This window comes from uncultured Bacteroides sp., assembly GCF_947632445.1.
In the GTDB taxonomy this organism is placed as follows: Bacteria; Bacteroidota; Bacteroidia; order Bacteroidales; family Bacteroidaceae; genus Bacteroides.
The window spans coordinates 1-18,253 of the sequence record NZ_CANRPM010000056.1 but is presented as its reverse complement, the minus strand read 5'-3'; the positions used below and the strand labels follow the sequence as shown (position 1 = coordinate 18,253).

At 48.7% G+C, this 18,253-nt stretch carries 13 protein-coding genes and 1 pseudogene; 11 read left to right on the top strand and 3 right to left on the bottom strand.

Going from position 1 to position 18,253, the window contains the following annotated elements; genetic code table 11:
* Nucleotides 1-61 precede the first annotated feature (61 nt).
* The 3 genes and pseudogenes from Q0Z70_RS10600 to ppdK all read right to left on the bottom strand — a co-directional run bounded on the left by Q0Z70_RS10600 (nucleotide 62) and on the right by ppdK (nucleotide 3,881).
* Nucleotides 62-262: a hypothetical protein gene (locus Q0Z70_RS10600; protein ID WP_298074348.1), complete on the bottom strand. Its 201-nt coding sequence runs from the start codon at nucleotides 260-262 to the stop codon at nucleotides 62-64.
* Between the two features lie 221 nt (nucleotides 263-483).
* Nucleotides 484-972: pseudogene (locus Q0Z70_RS10595) on the bottom strand (phage integrase SAM-like domain-containing protein); the annotation flags it as partial.
* A 188-nt stretch (nucleotides 973-1,160) separates the two neighbouring features.
* A complete protein-coding gene (gene ppdK, locus Q0Z70_RS10590) occupies nucleotides 1,161-3,881 on the bottom strand; it encodes a pyruvate, phosphate dikinase (RefSeq protein WP_298074344.1) in 2,721 nt (906 codons plus the stop codon).
* A gap of 203 nt (nucleotides 3,882-4,084) precedes the next feature.
* On the opposite strand from ppdK, the gene rlmD reads away from it, so the two are divergent.
* The 11 genes from rlmD (at nucleotide 4,085) to Q0Z70_RS10535 (ending at nucleotide 18,019) form a co-directional block, all read left to right on the top strand.
* Entirely contained in the window at nucleotides 4,085-5,527 is a 1,443-nt protein-coding gene (gene rlmD, locus Q0Z70_RS10585; protein ID WP_298074342.1) for a 23S rRNA (uracil(1939)-C(5))-methyltransferase RlmD, read from the top strand.
* Nucleotides 5,528-5,539: 12 nt separating this feature from the next.
* Nucleotides 5,540-6,463 carry an RluA family pseudouridine synthase gene (locus Q0Z70_RS10580; protein WP_298074340.1) on the top strand — a complete coding sequence of 308 codons (924 nt, stop codon included), beginning with the start codon at nucleotides 5,540-5,542 and terminating at the stop codon, nucleotides 6,461-6,463.
* A gap of 89 nt (nucleotides 6,464-6,552) precedes the next feature.
* Nucleotides 6,553-7,407 (top strand): type I methionyl aminopeptidase, encoded by an 855-nt coding sequence (map, locus tag Q0Z70_RS10575; protein WP_298074339.1) that lies wholly within the window; start codon nucleotides 6,553-6,555, stop codon nucleotides 7,405-7,407.
* A gap of 17 nt (nucleotides 7,408-7,424) precedes the next feature.
* On the top strand, nucleotides 7,425-8,915 hold the full coding sequence (gene rmuC, locus Q0Z70_RS10570; protein WP_298074337.1) for a DNA recombination protein RmuC: 1,491 nt from the start codon (nucleotides 7,425-7,427) through the stop codon (nucleotides 8,913-8,915).
* 387 nt (nucleotides 8,916-9,302) lie between these two features.
* On the top strand, nucleotides 9,303-10,175 hold the full coding sequence (locus Q0Z70_RS10565) for a hypothetical protein (protein WP_298074334.1): 873 nt from the start codon (nucleotides 9,303-9,305) through the stop codon (nucleotides 10,173-10,175).
* A 210-nt stretch (nucleotides 10,176-10,385) separates the two neighbouring features.
* Nucleotides 10,386-11,876: a TolC family protein gene (locus Q0Z70_RS10560; protein WP_298074333.1), complete on the top strand. Its 1,491-nt coding sequence runs from the start codon at nucleotides 10,386-10,388 to the stop codon at nucleotides 11,874-11,876.
* Between the two features lie 61 nt (nucleotides 11,877-11,937).
* A complete protein-coding gene (locus Q0Z70_RS10555; RefSeq protein ID WP_298074332.1) occupies nucleotides 11,938-12,924 on the top strand; it encodes a biotin/lipoyl-binding protein in 987 nt (328 codons plus the stop codon).
* A gap of 6 nt (nucleotides 12,925-12,930) precedes the next feature.
* Nucleotides 12,931-14,106, top strand: a complete 1,176-nt coding sequence (locus tag Q0Z70_RS10550; protein ID WP_298074331.1) for an ABC transporter permease — start codon at nucleotides 12,931-12,933, stop codon at nucleotides 14,104-14,106.
* The gene (locus tag Q0Z70_RS10545; protein ID WP_298074330.1) at nucleotides 14,106-15,350 is read left to right on the top strand and encodes an ABC transporter permease; all 1,245 of its coding nucleotides are present in this window, start codon (nucleotides 14,106-14,108) and stop codon (nucleotides 15,348-15,350) included. The genes Q0Z70_RS10550 and Q0Z70_RS10545 overlap by 1 nt, the downstream gene beginning before the upstream one ends.
* A 222-nt stretch (nucleotides 15,351-15,572) precedes the next feature.
* Nucleotides 15,573-15,938, top strand: a complete 366-nt coding sequence (locus Q0Z70_RS10540) for a BlaI/MecI/CopY family transcriptional regulator (protein WP_298074328.1) — start codon at nucleotides 15,573-15,575, stop codon at nucleotides 15,936-15,938.
* Nucleotides 15,939-16,024: 86 nt separating this feature from the next.
* A complete protein-coding gene (locus tag Q0Z70_RS10535; protein WP_298074327.1) occupies nucleotides 16,025-18,019 on the top strand; it encodes a M56 family metallopeptidase in 1,995 nt (664 codons plus the stop codon).
* The last annotated feature ends 234 nt before the right edge of the window (nucleotides 18,020-18,253 follow it).

The window sequence follows — 18,253 nt, the reverse complement described above, 5'->3', positions numbered from 1 at the left end:
CGCAGTATCGCCAGTATCCGGGGATGGAAGTTGCCGTATTTGTCACGTGGTATACGGAAGGTCAGTGTCCGTCCGTGCCCGTATGTCCTGCCTGGACGGTAGCCGTTGCACTTGTCCCGGCCAGACCTTCTTCCTGAAGATATTCCCTGCGTTTAGACACCATCAGGCTCTCCAACATTATCTCCATCAGGTACTGAATACCATTTTCTCGCTCCGAGTGCTTGCATATTAACTCGGAAAGTTGTTCCTTTGTCAAATCCATAAAGTCTACTCTTTTTTAGTTTTTGTTTGTTTTGATCTTTACAAAACTAAAAAATCTGTAGACTTTTTTATCCCTCGGACACACTTTTTGAAACAGTATCTTTTAGTGCGGTAAAATTACAGAATTTTTGTGACTCTGAGCGTAAACCTTATTGCTCCATTACTGTCAGCGAGCAAACCTCTTCAATAACTAACCGACCAAATTTTGATGCGGTTGTTCTAGGTCGGATACATCTCTTTTGCACGGTTTGTCTGCGACAGACTTTCTATCCATCTCTTCAATACGGCAAAAGTCAAGTGTCTGAACATAATTCGGTTCGTTCCAAGATAACGTTCCAGGTGATTTACGGCAAGACGGTAATTCTTCGCATTACGCTCATGCCCCGATCTTATCATTCGGTCAATGTGTTGCGTCGCATAGTCACTAAAACATACCTCCTCGTCTGTTTTCATCAGATATTCGACGACCTCCTTAACACCCCAAAGAGAAGAGTTCGTTCTGTTCAGACGGTCTGTATATTGTCGGATAAGTATTGCACAATACTCGTTGACAACGGAATCTGTCAGTTCCCAGTTACTTGTAATATGTGCGGCATCGACAATCTTGTCCGTCTTGATATAACCCGGTTTTCTGTTGTGTACAATTCTAATGTACACGGAGTAGAAGCCGTTTGTTCCCAGCTTTCTTGCCATAGCTTTTAATGTTGTCATATTCAATCAAGTTTATAAATGATGGTGTAAGCGGAGGGGCATTTAGTGTAAGCATAGAGTAAGCAAATATGGTTATTCGGCTCAATTTCTGCGGTCAAGTGTACGAACTGTCTAAGCGCAAATCAGGCTGTAATTACCGCTAAAGCAGTGAATTACAGCCTGATATTAAGAATATTTATATTAGAGTGTTATTCCTCTATTGCAGCCTGCGCCGCAGCCAAACGTGCGATAGGCACGCGGAAGGGTGAGCAACTCACATAGTTCAAGCCTACCTTGTGGCAGAACTTCACGGACGACGGTTCACCACCATGTTCACCACAGATACCGCACTTCAGATTCGAACGGATAGCACGCCCCTTCTCGGTAGCCATCTGAACTAACTGGCCTACACCATTTTGGTCGAGTACCTGGAAAGGGTCTACCTTCAGGATCTTCTTTTCCAAATAAACCGGCAAGAAGGAAGCAATATCATCACGTGAGTATCCGAACGTCATCTGTGTTAAGTCATTCGTACCAAATGAGAAAAACTCGGCCGACGAAGCAATGCGATTAGCAGTCAGGGCTGCACGCGGCACTTCAATCATTGTACCTACCTTGAACTCAATGCTGTCGCCCATTTCTTCAAACAGTTTGGCAGCCTCAGCACGAATCACTTTCTCCTGTTCCTTGAACTCGTAAAGAATACCTGTCAACGGTACCATAATTTCAGGATGTGTTTCTATGCCTTCCTTCTTCAGCTCAAGAGCCGCACCTAAGATGGCACGGGTCTGCATCTGAGTGATTTCAGGATAAGTATTACCCAAACGGCAACCGCGGTGACCCAACATCGGGTTGTGCTCGCACAGAGCCTCTACACGCTGTTGGATATATTGCAAGCTAACACCCATGGCTTCAGCCATTTCCTGCTGTCCCTTCAGATCGTGAGGTACGAACTCATGCAAAGGCGGGTCGAGCAGACGGACAGTGACAGGGTAACCCGCCATTGCCTTGAAGATACCTTTGAAGTCGGCCTGCTGATAAGGTAAAATCTTATGCAGAGCTTTGCGACGGTCTTCAGCATTTTCTGCCAAAATCATTTCACGCATAGCTTTGATCTTCTCGCCTTCGAAGAACATGTGTTCTGTACGGCACAAACCAATACCGACAGCACCAAAATTACGAGCCACGGTAGCATCGTGAGGCGTATCGGCATTTGTACGTACCTGCAACTTAGCATATTTATCGGCCAGTTTCATCAGTTCGGCAAAATCACCGGACAGCTCAGCTGCCTTCGTTTCTACCTTTCCTTTGTACACTTCACCCGTACTTCCATTCAGCGAAATAAAGTCACCTTCTTTCAAAACCACACCATCTACTTCCACTGTACGGGCTTTGTAGTCTACGTTCAGTGCACCTGCACCTGATACACAACACTTACCCATGCCACGAGCCACCACAGCTGCATGTGATGTCATACCGCCACGAGCTGTCAGGATACCTTCAGCCACAGCCATACCGGCAAGATCTTCAGGAGAAGTTTCGATGCGAACCATCACCACTCGCTTACCGGCAGCACGCCATTCAGCTGCATCATCGGCAAAGAACACAATCTGACCACAAGCAGCACCTGGAGAAGCAGGTAAGCCACGAGTCAGCACCTTAGCTTGTTTCAAGGCAGACTTATCGAATACAGGATGAAGCAGCTCGTCAAGTTTATTGGGCTCACAACGCATCAACGCTGTCTTTTCGTCGATCATACCCTGACGAAGCAAATCCATAGCAATCTTTACCATAGCGGCACCCGTACGCTTTCCGTTTCGTGTCTGGAGGAACCAGAGTTTGCCTTCCTGAACAGTGAACTCCATGTCCTGCATATCGCGATAATGGTTTTCAAGCTTCGTCTGCAAAGCATCCAGTTCTTTGTAGATTTCAGGCATAGCCTCTTCCATGGAAGGATACTTAGAAGCACGCTCTTCTTCGCTAATACCTGCCAATTCAGCCCAACGTTGCGACCCGATCTTGGTAATCTGTTGCGGCGTACGTATACCGGCTACCACGTCCTCACCTTGTGCATTGATCAGATATTCGCCATTGAACAAATCTTCACCTGTTGCAGCATCACGGCTAAAGCAAACACCCGTAGCAGAAGTATCACCCATATTACCAAAAACCATCGCCTGAACATTTACGGCTGTACCCCATTCATCAGGTATGCCTTCCATCTTACGATAGAGGATGGCACGCTCGTTCATCCAAGAATCAAACACAGCACAAATAGCACCCCACAGTTGTTCGTAAACACAAGTCGGGAAGTCCTGTCCGGTACGTTCTTTTACCGCAGTTTTGAAACGCTTCACCAGTTCTTTCAGGTCTTCCACATCCAATTCATTATCCAGCTTCACACCTTTTGCATGCTTCACGTCCTCAATGATGGCTTCAAACGGATCAATATCATCCTTGTTGGTCGGTTTCATACCCAACACGACATCACCATACATCTGTACAAAACGACGATAAGAGTCCCATGCGAAACGTGCATTACCCGTCTTTCGGGTCAAGCCCTCCACAACTTCATCGTTCAGACCCAGGTTCAGAATAGTGTCCATCATACCCGGCATGGAAGCACGGGCACCCGAACGTACCGATACCAGCAACGGATTCTCTACATCACCGAACTTGGAAGACATAAGACTTTCCACATGCGATATGGACTTTTCAACATCTTCTTTCAACAATTCAACCACTTTGTCGCGTCCCATTTCATTGTACTCAGTACAAACTTCTGTTGTAATGGTAAATCCCGGAGGTACCGGTACGCCAATCAGATTCATCTCGGCCAGGTTCGCACCTTTACCGCCCAACAGATTTCTCATGTCGGCCTTGCCTTCTGCATGGCCATTCCCAAAGGTATAAACTCTTTTTTTATCCATAAATATTAAAACAGTTTTAAATGTGCTCTTCTCAATTCGTGTGCGCAAAGCTAAATATATTTTACATACTATAAAACTTTTCGCACAAGAATTTTAGATAAAAATGCAATTTCGACATTACAATCTTTATAGTTCATCCCAAACACCAATATTTACCGGAAAATAGCTATTTTTGCAGCAGAATTTATTAAACTGGTATAAAAGTGGCAAGAAAGAGAAAAGGATTTCCCTTATTGGAAAAGGTAACAATAACAGACGTGGCTGCCGAGGGAAAAGCCATCGCAAAAGTAAATGATCTGGTTATCTTTGTACCTTATGTTGTCCCTGGAGATATAGTCGACTTACAAATCAAAAGAAAGAAACATCACTACGCAGAAGCAGAAGCAGTAAAAATTCACGAATATTCCTTAAAAAGATCCGTTCCATTCTGTCAGCATTATGGCGTATGCGGCGGGTGCAAATGGCAAGTGCTTCCTTATGCCGAACAAATCAAGTATAAACAAAAACAAGTAACCGACAACCTGACGCGTATCGGAAAAGTGGAATTACCGGAAGTTTCTCCTATTTTAGGTTCAGACAAGACTGAATTCTACCGCAACAAACTGGAATATACATTCTCCAACAAACGTTGGCTTACCACTGAAGAAGTAGAACAAGATGTGGTGTATGAACAGATGAACGCTGTAGGATTCCATATTCCAAACTCGTTTGACAAGGTATTGGCCATTGAAAAGTGCTGGCTTCAGGACGATATATCCAACCGCATCCGCAATGCCATCCGCGACTACGCATACGAGCACAACTATACTTTCAACAATATCCGCACCCACGAAGGTATGCTGCGCAATCTCATCATACGTACTTCATCGACGGGTGAACTGATGGTTATATTGGTATGCCACATCGAACGCGACGAAGAAATGGCACAGTTCAAAGCAATGCTTCAATACGTAGCCGACTCGTTCTCCGAGATTACCTCCTTAATATATATAGTAAACAATAAGGTGAACGATACGATTACCGACCTTGACGTACACACATTTAAGGGCAAAGACCATATTTTCGAGGAAATGGAGGGCTTGCGCTTCAAAGTAGGCCCTAAATCGTTCTACCAAACAAATTCAGAACAAGCCTATAAACTGTACAAAGTGGTGCGTAATTTTGCCGGACTGAGTGGCAACGAACTGGTGTACGATCTCTACACAGGTACAGGAACCATTGCAAACTTCATATCCCGGCAGGCCCGCCAGGTCGTCGGCATCGAGTATGTACCCGAAGCTATCGAAGATGCAAAAGTAAATTCTGAAATCAACGGCATCGACAATACACTCTTCTTTGCCGGCGACATGAAAGACATCTTGACACAGGACTTTATTAACCGGTACGGACGGCCTGACGTCATCATCACCGACCCACCCCGTGCAGGCATGCATCCCGATGTCATCAACGTTATTCTGGAAGCACAACCCCGACGCATTGTCTATGTCAGCTGTAACCCTGCTACACAAGCCCGTGACCTGCAACTGCTGGATGCGAAGTACCGTGTCAAAGCCATACAGCCCGTTGATATGTTTCCCCATACCCATCATGTGGAAAACGTCGTACTGCTTGAACTGAAAGAACAATCTGCATCCGAAAACCAATAAGTATCTCTTCACGTGTCAAAAGAAAAAATAACCGCAAGGGCCCGTACTCAATATACGGATTTCTTTGTCAAAGAGCCGATGGAACTGATGGAGTTCCTGGCTACCAAGATGCCTCAGGCCAGCCGTACCAAGCTGAAATCGCTCCTGAGCAAACGCATTGTTTTTGTAGACAATGTCATCACCACCCAATATAATTTCCCCCTGAAACCGGGAATGAAAGTACAGATCAGCCGGGATAAAGGCAACCGGGAGTTTCACCACAAGCTGCTGAAAATTGTCTACGAAGACGCTTACCTCATCGTCGTGGAGAAAATGCAAGGACTGCTCTCTGTCAGCACTGAACGACAGAAGGAACGTACCGCCTGCACCATCCTGAACGAATATCTGAAGCGTTCGGGAGGCAACAACCGTGTCTACGTAGTACATCGCCTCGACCGGGACACTTCCGGCCTGATGATGTTTGCCAAAGACGAAAAGACGCAGCATACACTGCGTGATAATTGGCATCGGATTGTATTCGACCGCCGTTATGTAGCCGTCGTAGCAGGTGAAATGGAAAAAGACAGCGGCATCGTCCGCTCCTGGCTGACAGACCGCACGCTGTATGTTTACTCAAGCCCGTCGGATGACGGCGGGAAAGAGGCCATCACGCATTACCGCACTATCAAGCGGGCCAACGGATATTCGCTCGTCGAACTGCACTTGGAAACGGGACGAAAGAACCAGATACGCGTCCACATGCAAGACCTGGGACATCCCGTCATCGGCGACGGACGCTATGGCTTCGAAGACCTCAACCCCATCGGCCGCCTGGCGCTCCATGCATTCAAACTCTGCTTCTATCATCCCGTCACCGGAGAAAAAATGGAATTCGAAACGCCCTATCCGCCAGTCTTCAAGAAACTGCTGGTGAAACAGAACGACAAGTCTTCATAAAACAAACCGGGCATTTTCCTGTGCAAATCCGTCCGTTTCCCGAAGGAATTGCATACTTTTGTACGTCATAACAAAAAGGAGTTTTCATTATGAAGAAACTGATAAGAGGAGCCCGTTTCACTCCCAAGGGCTATTCCGATGAAGTAGAAGCCAAGATACAACAATATAAACGCGAAGGTGTCCGCCTGCCACAACGCCACTTGCTCCGCACCGAAGAGCAACTGGCAGGCATCCGTGAAAGCGCCAAAATCAATACTGCCCTGCTCGATTATATTTCCGAGAATATCCGCGAGGGCATGTCTACCGCCGAAATAGACCACATGGTCTACTGTTTCACCACCGATTACGACGCAATTCCCGCACCGTTCATGTACGAAGGCTACCCAAAGAGTGTATGCACCAGCATCAACGACGTCGTGTGCCACGGCATCCCCAGCACCAAAGAAATCCTGAAGAGCGGCGACATCCTCAACGTCGACGTATCTACCCTATACAAAGGCTACTTCTCAGACGCCTCACGCATGTTTATGATTGGTGAAGTGAGTCCCGAAATGAAACGCCTCGTCGAAGTGACACGCGAATGCCGTGACATCGGTGTCCGTATGGCACAACCCTGGACGCGCTTGGGCGACATCGGGGCCACTATCCAGGAACATGCCGAAAAGAACGGCTACAGCGTAGTGCGCGACTTATGCGGACACGGATGCGGCGTCAAGTTCCACGAAGAGCCCGACGTAGAGCACTTCGGCAAGCGAGGTACGGGCATGATGATTGTGCCAGGCATGACGTTTACCATCGAACCGATGATTAACATGGGCAGTTATGAAGTCTTCGTTGACGAGGCCGACGGATGGACTGTATGTACCGACGACGGACTTCCCTCGGCCCAGTGGGAAAGCATGATCCTGATTACCGAAGACGGAAACGAAGTATTAACAGCATAAAAAGACATCGCAATATCATGGAAATCGTATTACTGATTATCGGATTAGGCATCGGAGCGGGCGTCGGAATGCTGATTGCAGGACGTAAAGTCGCCGCACTGAAAACACAGCTGGAGGCCGCACAGCAACGTGAAGGCTTATTGAATCGCATGACCGACGAGCGTCTTGAACGCGAGAAGGCCATTGCCGAAGAGCGCCTGAAAGCCATCGGACAACAAAATGCCGAGCGACTGGCCGCACAAGAAAAACAGTTCGGTGAACGGCTGGCCGAGCAGGAACGTCTTTTTGCCAACCGTCTGGCCGAACAGGAGCGGTTGTTCAACGAACAGAGCAGCAGCCGTGAGCAGCAGTTTGCCGAACGGTTGGCCGAGCAGCGCCAGCAGTTGGAAAAACGACTTACCGAACAACGCGAGGAAGCCGAGGCCCTGCACCGCCGCATGAATGCCGAGTTTGAAGCCTTGTCCAACCGTATCTTCCAAAGCAAGACCGACGACTTCAAGCGGCTGAATGCCGAGCACATCGGAAACCTGCTCCGTCCTTTAGGCGAAAATCTGAAGGATTTCCGCGAAAAGGTAGAGCAGGCGTACAATACGGAAGCCAAGGAACGTTTCTCGTTAGGCGAACGCATCAAAGACTTGGTCGAACTGAATAACCGCCTGAGCGAAGAGGCTAACAACCTGACCCGTGCCCTGAAAGGCGACTCGAAGATGCAGGGCAACTGGGGAGAAGTCATATTGGAGCGCCTGCTGCAAGCGTCAGGCCTCATCGAAGGCGAACATTATGTCCGTCAGGAGTTCCTGCGCGACGAACGCGGCGAAGTCCTGACCAACGAAGAAAGCGGCCAGCGCATGCAACCCGACATCATCGTCCGTTATCCCGACGACCGCGAGATGATTATCGACTCCAAGGTCTCCCTTTCGGCCTATGCCGCCTATACGGCTGCCGAAGACAGGGAAGAACAGGCCCGCCACCTGAAGGCGCATCTGCAATCCGTCCGCGCCCACATCGACGAACTGAGCCGCAAGGACTATTCACACTACGACGTCAAGGCCCCCGACTTCGTCATGATGTTCATTCCCACCGAAGGAGCCTATCTGCTGGCCGTGCAGAGTGATGCCAACCTGTGGGAGTACGCTTACAACAAGAAAGTCGTGCTGATGAGCCCCACAAACCTGATTAGTGCCTTACGCCTTTCGCTTGACCTGTGGAAACGCGAAAATCAGGTGAAGAATGTACAGGCCATCATCAAGCGCGGTACGTCACTCTACGAAAAAATAGCGGGCTTCACCGATACGTTCCAGAGCATCGGCGACCGTCTAGTCAGCCTGCAGAAAGATTATGACAAGGCATTAAAACAGTTCTCCGACGGGGCAGGCAGTGTCGTCCGCCAAGCCGAACAGCTGCGCGGCATGAGCCTGACGCCCAAGAAACGCATCTCGGCCCGCCTCCTGCCCACATCGGAAGAAGACCGGACAAACGAGACATCCGATGCCGATATAAAAGAATAAATAACAGTCACACGCCCCCACGTCTCATGCGTGGAGACAATCCTCTACTCTTGTCCATCCGAGACAGGTTCCATCGGCTTTTCATATATAAGAAGAAAATAGGATTTCCGCCATCTGGAAATCCTGTTTCTGCATACAGAACGTCATCTCCCTTACCGGCTATAAATCTGTAGCCGGGCGGCTGTATTCTTACAGCCGGTAGGCCCGAAGACGGAGGAAAGCATAACGAAGCTATCAGCTAAAGGAACTGTTCCATAATAATTTTAGTTAAATGAACATTTACCTCCCCAAGTGATGTTAACAAATTGACAATTAATTCCTATTTTTGCCCCCGGTAACAGACAATAAGCCGGAAAGAACAATGATAATAACAAGCCGATTAAAACGATGAACAAAAACAAATCACTGATTATAATAGGAAGCGCCCTCATCCTGCTGTTGATAGGAGTCACCGCCTTATTGGTGATGGAAAAAACAACCAACAAAGAACTGATACAGGAATTCGAACTGGAAAAAGAAGACCTGGAAAACGACTACACCCGCTTTGCACAGCAATATGACGAACTGAAACTGACCATCTCGAACGATTCGCTTTCCGTCCTGCTGGAACAGGAACAAATGAAAACCCAACGCCTCCTGGAGGAACTGAGAACGGTCAAAAGCAGCAACGCATCGGAAATACGCAGACTGAAAAAGGAACTGGCCAGCTTGAGAAAAGTCATGGTCAGCTATATCAATCAAATCGACTCGCTCAACCAGCTGACCGCCCGACAGCAAGAAGTCATCAAAGACGTGACACGCAAGTACAACGATGCTTCCCGGCAGATAACCAACCTGTCAAAAGAGAAAAAGACGTTGAACGAGAAGGTCGCTCTGGCCGCACAGCTCGACGTGACAAACATCCGCATCGAGGCACAAAACAAGCGCGGACGCGAAACGGACAAGGTCAAGAACGTGGTGAAATTCAAAATAGATTTCAGCATCGTGAAAAACATCACGGCCGAAACGGGCGAAAAGACAGTGTACCTGCGCATCACCAAGCCCGACAACGGCGTCTTAGCCAAGAGCGAGGCGAACACATTCAAATACGAAAATCGGGACCTGACCTATTCCATCAAGAAATACATTGAATACACAGGCGAAGAACAGGCCGTCACCGTATATTGGAATGTAGAAGAATATCTGTATGCCGGCAATTACCGCGTCGACATCTTTGCCGACGGAACCTTAATCGGTTCACAAGGTTTCTCACTCAAATAAAAAGGGTCCCAAACAAACATAGTAGGGATAAAGTAGGGCTTCGGAAGGGAGTCAGACTTTATCCCTTTGCTCTATCGCAGAAACGCAAGTTAACGGTCTTTTTTTAACCGGTATGCCGAACTTTTTCTAACTTTGCACCGTTATTTATGCAATCATTGCCGACTTTCGTTTCGGCAATCAAATAAAAGCGATTATAACACGTAGAATGCAATGAAAAAGTTCTTATGTTCCACCTTATTGAGCTTATCGGTCTGTGCAGCAGGCGCACAGCAGGTGCTGAGCTTGGATAGTTGCCGCGCATTTGCAATGGCCAACAACAAGCAACTGTCGATAAGCCGGGAGAAAATTAACGCCGCACACTATCAGAAGAAGGCAGCCTTTGCGAATTACCTGCCCAAGTTCGATGCAACAGGCGCCTATATCCGCAATCAGAAAGAAATATCCCTGCTGAGCGATGCACAGAAAGATGCCTTATCTAATATCGGCGCCAACCTGAGCGGAGTCTTGCAGAACGGAGTGCAGAACATGATTACACAAAATCCGGGTCTGCTGCAAAACCCGCAATTCATGCAACTGATACAGGCTTTCGGAAGCGTAGACCTGGCAAGTCCGTTAAATCAGGTAGGAAATTCATTGGTAGATGCTTTTCGCACCGATACGCGAAATATGTATGTCGGTGCCATTACCCTGACACAGCCACTATACATGGGTGGAAAAATACGGGCCTACAATAAAATAACAAAATATGCCGAAGAACTGGCACGCCAACAGCATAGTACGGGCATGCAGGAAGTGATACTGAACACAGACCAAGCCTACTGGCAGGTGGTATCCTTAGTACACAAAAAGAGACTGGCCGAAGGGTATCTGGAACTTCTGAGGAAGCTGGAAAGCGATGTAGACAAAATGATCGACGAAGGAGTAGCCACAAAAGCCGACGGCCTTTCAGTTAAGGTGAAAGTCAATGAAGCGGAAATGGTGCTGACCAAGGTGGACGATGGTTTGAGCTTGTCGCGCATGTTGCTGTGCCAGCTATGCGGACTGGATCTCACCACAAATATCGTATTGGAAGACGAACAGGAAGAAAACTTGGGAGAGGCCGGAATGGCCGGCAACCCAATCAATATGGAAAGTGTTTATGCCATACGTCCTGAAGTCCGCAGCCTGGAGTTGGCTTCCAAAATCTATGACCAGAAGGTGAACGTAACCCGCTCGGAAATGCTGCCTTCCATTGCCCTGATGGGAAGCTACATGGCTACCGACCCGTCCGTACTGAACAGTTTCGAAAAGAAATTCAAAGGTATGTGGAACGTAGGTGTCATGGTATCAGTTCCCTTATGGCACTGGGGGGAAGGCATCAATAAAGTGAAAGCAGCCAAGGCTGAAGCAAACATTGCACGCTATCAGCTGGAAGAGGCGAAAGAGAAAATCCAGCTGCAAGTAAACCAGTCGGCATTCAAGGTGAACGAAGCAGCCAAGAAACTGGCAATGGCTGAAAAAAATCTGGAGAAAGCGGACGAGAACTTGCGTTACGCCACCTTAGGCTTCGAGGAAGGAGTAATCCCTGCCAGCAATGTACTGGAAGCCCACACAGCCTGGCTTTCCGCCCGGTCGGAAAAGATTGACGCCCAGATAGACGTGAAACTGACCGATCTTTATCTGAAGAAAGCTACGGGAGAACTTTCATCAATGGAGAATTGAAATTGGAGAATGAAGAATTATCAATTCTCAATCATCAATTATAAAATTATTAATTATCGAAATGGATACAAAATCGCAAAACAGTAACATGCTGCTGGCCTTCCTGACACTGGTAGGCGTCATCGCAGTAGTGGCCCTGGCAGGTTTCTTCATGCTGCACAAAGGGCCGGAAATCGTTCAAGGACAGGCCGACGTCAACGAATACCGCGTATCGAGCAAAGTACCGGGACGCATTTTGGAGTTCCGCGTAAAAGAGGGACAAAAAGTGAAGGCAGGCGACACACTCGCCCTGCTGGAAGCTCCCGACGTGCAGGCCAAGCTGGAACAGGCACGGGCCGCCGAAGCTGCCGCACAGGCACAAAACGAAAAGGCCATCAAAGGAGCACGCCAAGAGCAAATCCAAGGTGCCTATGAAATGTGGCAGAAAGCACGCGCAGGCGTAACCATTGCCGAAAAATCATACAAACGCGTAAAGAACCTCTATGACCAGGGGGTCATGTCGGCACAGAAACTGGACGAAGTGACAGCACAGCGCGACGCAGCCATCGCTACGGAAAAGGCGGCCAAATCGCAGTACGACATGGCCAAGAACGGTGCCGAGCGCGAAGACAAAGCCGCCGCCGCAGCGTTAGTACAGCGTGCACGCGGAGCCGTAGCCGAAGTGCAGTCGTACATCAAGGAAACATACCTCATTGCCCAGACAGCGGGAGAAGTCTCGGAAATCTTCCCTAAGGTGGGCGAACTGGTAGGTACGGGAGCACCCATCATGAATATCGCCGTGATGGAAGACATGTGGGTGAGCTTCAACGTGCGCGAAGACCTGCTGGAGGGACTGAACGTAGGTACAGAGTTTGAAGCCTACGTACCGGCACTGGACTGCGACATCCGACTAAAAGTGTACTACATGAAGGACTTGGGCACCTATGCTGCCTGGAAAGCCACGAAAACCACCGGCCAGTTCGACCTGAAAACGTTCGAAGTAAAAGCCAGCCCATTGGAAAAAGTCGATGGACTGCGGCCGGGAATGAGCGTAGTACTGGAAAAATAATCAAGAATGAACGCAACGAAATACAAAGCTCTATGGAACGTGATGAAGCGCGAAGAAAAGCGCCTTGTCTCCCGTCCGCTCTACCTGTTCTGCATGGTAGTGGCACCGTTGTTCTGCTACGTGTTTTTTACCACGCTGATGGATTCGGGACTGCCGCAGAACATGCCGATAGGCGTAGTGGACGAAGACATGACGACCACCTCGCGCCAACTGGTGCGCAACCTCGATGCCTTCGAGCAGACAGCCGTTGTGGCCCATTACCCCAACGTAACCGAAGCACGACAGGCTATGCAGCGGGGCAATATCTACGGTTTCTACTACATTCCCGAAGGAACCACCACCAAGGCGCAGGCCCAACGTCAGCCCAAGGTATCGTTCTACACCAACAATACGTTGCTCATTGCCGGCTCACTGCTTTATAAGGACATGAAGATGATGAGCGAATTGGCCTCGGGAGCCGCCTCCCGTTCAGTGCTCTACGCCAAAGGAGCAACGGAAGACCAAGCTATGGGATTCCTGCAGCCTATTGTCATTGACACGCATCCGCTGAACAATCCGTGGATCAACTACTCGGTCTACCTAAACAATACCTTTGCGCCGGGCGTACTGATGCTGCTTATCTTCATGGTGACGGTATTCTCCATCGGCGTGGAAATCAAAGATCGAACCGCTCGCCAATGGTTGCATACAGGCAACAATTCCATCTGGATATCATTGGCCGGCAAGCTACTGCCCCACACAGCTGTCTTCTTTCTGATGGGTATCCTGTACAATGTCTATCTGTACGGATTCCTGCATTTCCCCTGCAACAGCGGCATTCTGCCGATGCTCGTCGCCACTCTATGCCTCGTATTGGCTTCGCAGGGAATGGGCGTGTTGATGATCGGCCTCCTGCCTACGCTACGCCTGGGACTGAGCTTTGCTTCCCTGTGGGGCGTGCTGTCATTCTCAATGTGCGGGCTGTCGTTCCCCGCTATGGGCATGCACCCTACGCTACAGGCATTGGCTAACCTCTTCCCCTTGCGCCACTATTTCCTGATTTACGTAGACCAGGCTCTGAACGGGTATCCGATGATCTATTCATGGACCAACTATATGGCTTTACTGCTATTTATGATGCTGCCATTCCTCATTGCCCACCGACTGAAAGCAGCACTCATTTACTATAAATACGTACCGTGATGAAAAAGAAAACAACGTTCAGACAACATATCAGACAAGGTATTTGCGACCTGTTCTACATCTGGAAGCAGGAATTCCGTACAACTTTCCGTGACCAAGGGGTACTGATTTTTTTCATCTTGGTACCGACAGTCTACCCACTGATCTATTCATTCATCTACACCAACGAAACACTGCGCGACGTACCAGCCGTGATTGTAGACCGATCGCGCAGCTCGTTGAGCCGCCGGTACGTGCGCATGCTCGATGCCAGCCCCGACATCCGCATCGTATCCCAATGTGCCGACATGGAGGAAGCCAAACTGGCCCTGCGCAACCGCGACGCCTATGGTATTGTCTACCTGCCCGAAAACTTCAGTGACGACATTGCCGCAGGACGGCAGACGCAAGTAAGCATCTTCTGCGACATGAGCGGGCTGATGTACTACAAAGCCATGCTGAGTGCCAACACAGAGGTGTCGCTCGAAATGAATGCGGAAATCAAGATAGCCCGCGCCGGCAACACGACCGACCGTCAGGACGAGATTACGGCCTACCCCATTGAATACAAAGATGTGGCGCTGTACAACCCCACCAACGGATTCGCCGCCTTTCTGATACCGGCGGTATTGATACTGATTATCCAGCAGACACTGCTGCTGGGTATCGGCCTTTCAGCAGGAACGGCCCGCGAAAAGAACCAGTTCCGCAACCTGGTACCCATCAACCGCCACTACAACGGCACACTGCGCATCGTCATGGGCAAGGGATTGAGCTACTTTTTAGTGTATACACTGGTAGCAACTTACGTGCTTTGCGTGGTACCCTGGCTCTTCAGTCTCAATCAGATTGCCCTACCCTGCGAACTGATCCTATTCACTCTACCCTACCTGAGTGCTTGTGTTTTCTTCGCCATGACGGCCTCCATCGCTATCCGCAACCGCGAGACATGTATGCTGCTGTTCGTCTTCACCTCCGTACCACTACTGTTCCTTTCGGGCATCTCGTGGCCCGCATCGGCCATCCCGCCTTTCTGGCGCTATTTCTCATACCTGTTCCCCTCTACCTTCGGCATCAACGGCTACGTGCGAATCAACAGTATGGGGGCCACACTGAATGAGGTGCAATGGGAATACCAGGCCCTCTGGCTGCAAACCGGCATTTACTTCCTAACCACCTGCCTTGTCTATCGCTGGCAGATCCTGCAAAGCCGCCGTCACGTCATCGAAGCCTACAAGCGCTACAAAGCCCTCCGTAGTGAGTGACCGGTGGAACGTCTTCCCATAAAGCAACCCATCCAAGCCATCGGAAGCCTTTCCCCAAGTTTTAAAGACCTGTACGAAGGCCCGTATAGACATCTTCCAGCCACCTTTCCATCAGCCAACAGGAAATAAATTTCATCCTTTTAAGTTTATTAACCTTCTATCTATTGCACTATTACGAACTATTCGTAGATTTGCATAGAATTCAAATTAAAACTTTACTCCATGGAAAAATTAACAAGACAAGAAGAAGAAGTGATGTTGTACATCTGGAAGTTGGAGTCCTGCTATGTCAAAGACATCCTCGCCCAATTCCCTGAACCGAAGCCACCTTACACCACTGTGGCCTCTATCGTCAAAAACCTAGAGCGAAAGCAGTACGTGAAGCCCTTGCACATAGGAAACACTTACTGCTACACACCGCTCATCCGCGAAAGCGAATACAAGGGAACATTTATGAGCGGCTTCGTCCGCAACTACTTTGCCAATTCGTATAAGGAGATGGTCTCGTTCTTCGCCAAAGAGCAAAAGATCTCGGCCAACGACTTAAAAGATATAATTGATATGATTGAGAAGGGAAAAGAACAATGAAAAATGTCTGCATAGCGAACAAATGAAGAATTTCCCAACGCACAAAGGCAGTTTCATTCTTAATCCTTCATTTTTAATTTAAAGATATGGTCTATTTTCTGAAAATCAATGTGGCACTAGCCCTGTTCTACGCCTTCTACCGGCTGTTCTTCTACAAGGACACGTTCTTTGCCTGGCGGCGGACAGCCTTACTGTGCTTCTTTGCCATGTCGACTGCCGTACCGCTGCTCGACATCCAGAACTGGGTGGTGCAACAGGAACCAATGGCGGCCATGGTCGATCTCTATGCCGCCGTAGTGCTGCCCGAACTGACCCTGACCCCGAAACCCGAAACGGACTGGACACAGTTACTGACCGACGGCATCGTCATCACCTACTGGCTGGTGGTTGCCCTGCTAACCCTACACTTTCTTGTCCAGCTGGCAAGCATCGCCCGCTTGGTACGATGCTGCCCCATAAAGAAAATAGACGGTACCACCGTACATCTGCTTCCGCGTGCAAAAGGACCTTTTTCGTTCTTCCACTGGATATTCGTCTGCCCCGACGCCCACACCAGCGACGAACTGCACGAAATACTGACCCATGAGCGCACCCATGCCCGACAATGGCACTCTATCGACGTGTTGGCGGGCGAATTGGTGTGCATCATCTGCTGGTTCAATCCCTTTGCCTGGCTCATAAAGCGAGAAATACGCACCAATCTGGAGTATATGGCCGACGAAAAGGTCTTGAAGACCGGCCACGACTCTCACACATACCAATATCACTTGTTGGGTTTGACACATCATAAGGCTGCAGCAACCATCTATAATAGTTTTAATGTATTACCTTTAAAAAAACGTATCATTATGATGAACAAACGAAGAACCCGAACAATAGGGAAAACCAAGTATTTGATGTTCCTCCCGCTGGCTACCTTATTGATGATCGTCAGCAACATTGAAGCAGTGGCACGCGCCACAAAGAAGATTACAACTGAGGTTATCGAGGCCGTCATGCCTGCCGAAGCGACACAGCTTCAGATTGAAAACATCACTCCTCTGACACAACAGGAACCTGATGCCATTCCCCTGCCCCGGCAGGAGAAGTCCGATAAGGTAATTTATAAAGGAAAAATCATGGACGAAGTTGGCAATCCGTTGGGCAATATACAAATTATCACTGACCAGAAGTTCCAGTCTGCAACCGTAAGTACGGTCAATGCCGAGGGAGAGTTTCGGGTAGAGACTTCCTCCGAAGCAAGTATTCTGTTTGAACATATCGACAAAGACGGCAAGAAGATGGTACGGTTTTGTAGGCCTGCCGAATTGGCCAAGATGGATCCCAACAACATGATCATCACGTTGATGCCGGTAAACGTTATCAAGCCCGACGAGACAGAATCCGACGTCTATGAAGTCGTAGAAAATATGCCCCAATTCCCCAACGGAGGCATGCCAGCCTTGATGCACTACCTGTTCGACAACATCCGCTATCCCGAAGCGGCCTATAAAGTAGGAACACAGGGACGTGTCATCGTGCAGTTTGTAGTGGCCAAGGACGGAAGTATCAACGATGCGAAAATCATACACGGAGTGGATCCCGCTTTAGATGCCGAAGCTATCCGTGTCATCAGCGGTATGCCCAAGTGGAAACCCGGCACGCAGAAAGGCGAACCGGTCAACGTGAAATATGCCGTCCCTGTCACGTTCCGCCTGACTCCCAATCCGGTGAACAAGACAGACGAGTTGGTGAACTATCAGAAGCCCAACGCCCCCGTAACAGGCGAAATCTATGACGTCGTGGACAAAATGCCTGAATTTCCCGGCGGTATGACAGGCTTGATGGAACACCTCGCCAAGAATGTCAAATATCCGGCCGAGGCCCACGCCAAAGGCATACAAGGAAAAGTGGTGGTGGAAGTGATCATCAATACTGAAGGCAAGGCGACTAACGCCAAAATTATCCACAGCGTTGATCCCAGCCTGGATGCGGAAGCTCTGCGCGTAACCACTACTATACCCGACTGGACACCCGGTATCAAGGATGGAAAGCCCGTGAACGTAAAGTACGCCATCCCCATCATATTCCGCCTGCAATAGGAAATTCTCTCTTTAACGTAAGTTCGATATAAGAATTAATATAGTTATCTGATTAATAAGGACATAGCTATAAAAGAATTAAATTTGTAGTGTCAAGCTATCACATTTAAATGATTGTCACTATGTTTTCGGAGTCTGAAGTTATAGAGATTTATTGGTGACTAGTCCTGAATAACCGTTACAGTTATTGGACAAAAATAAATTATTTATTACAGTTCAGCAAGGTTAGTCTTG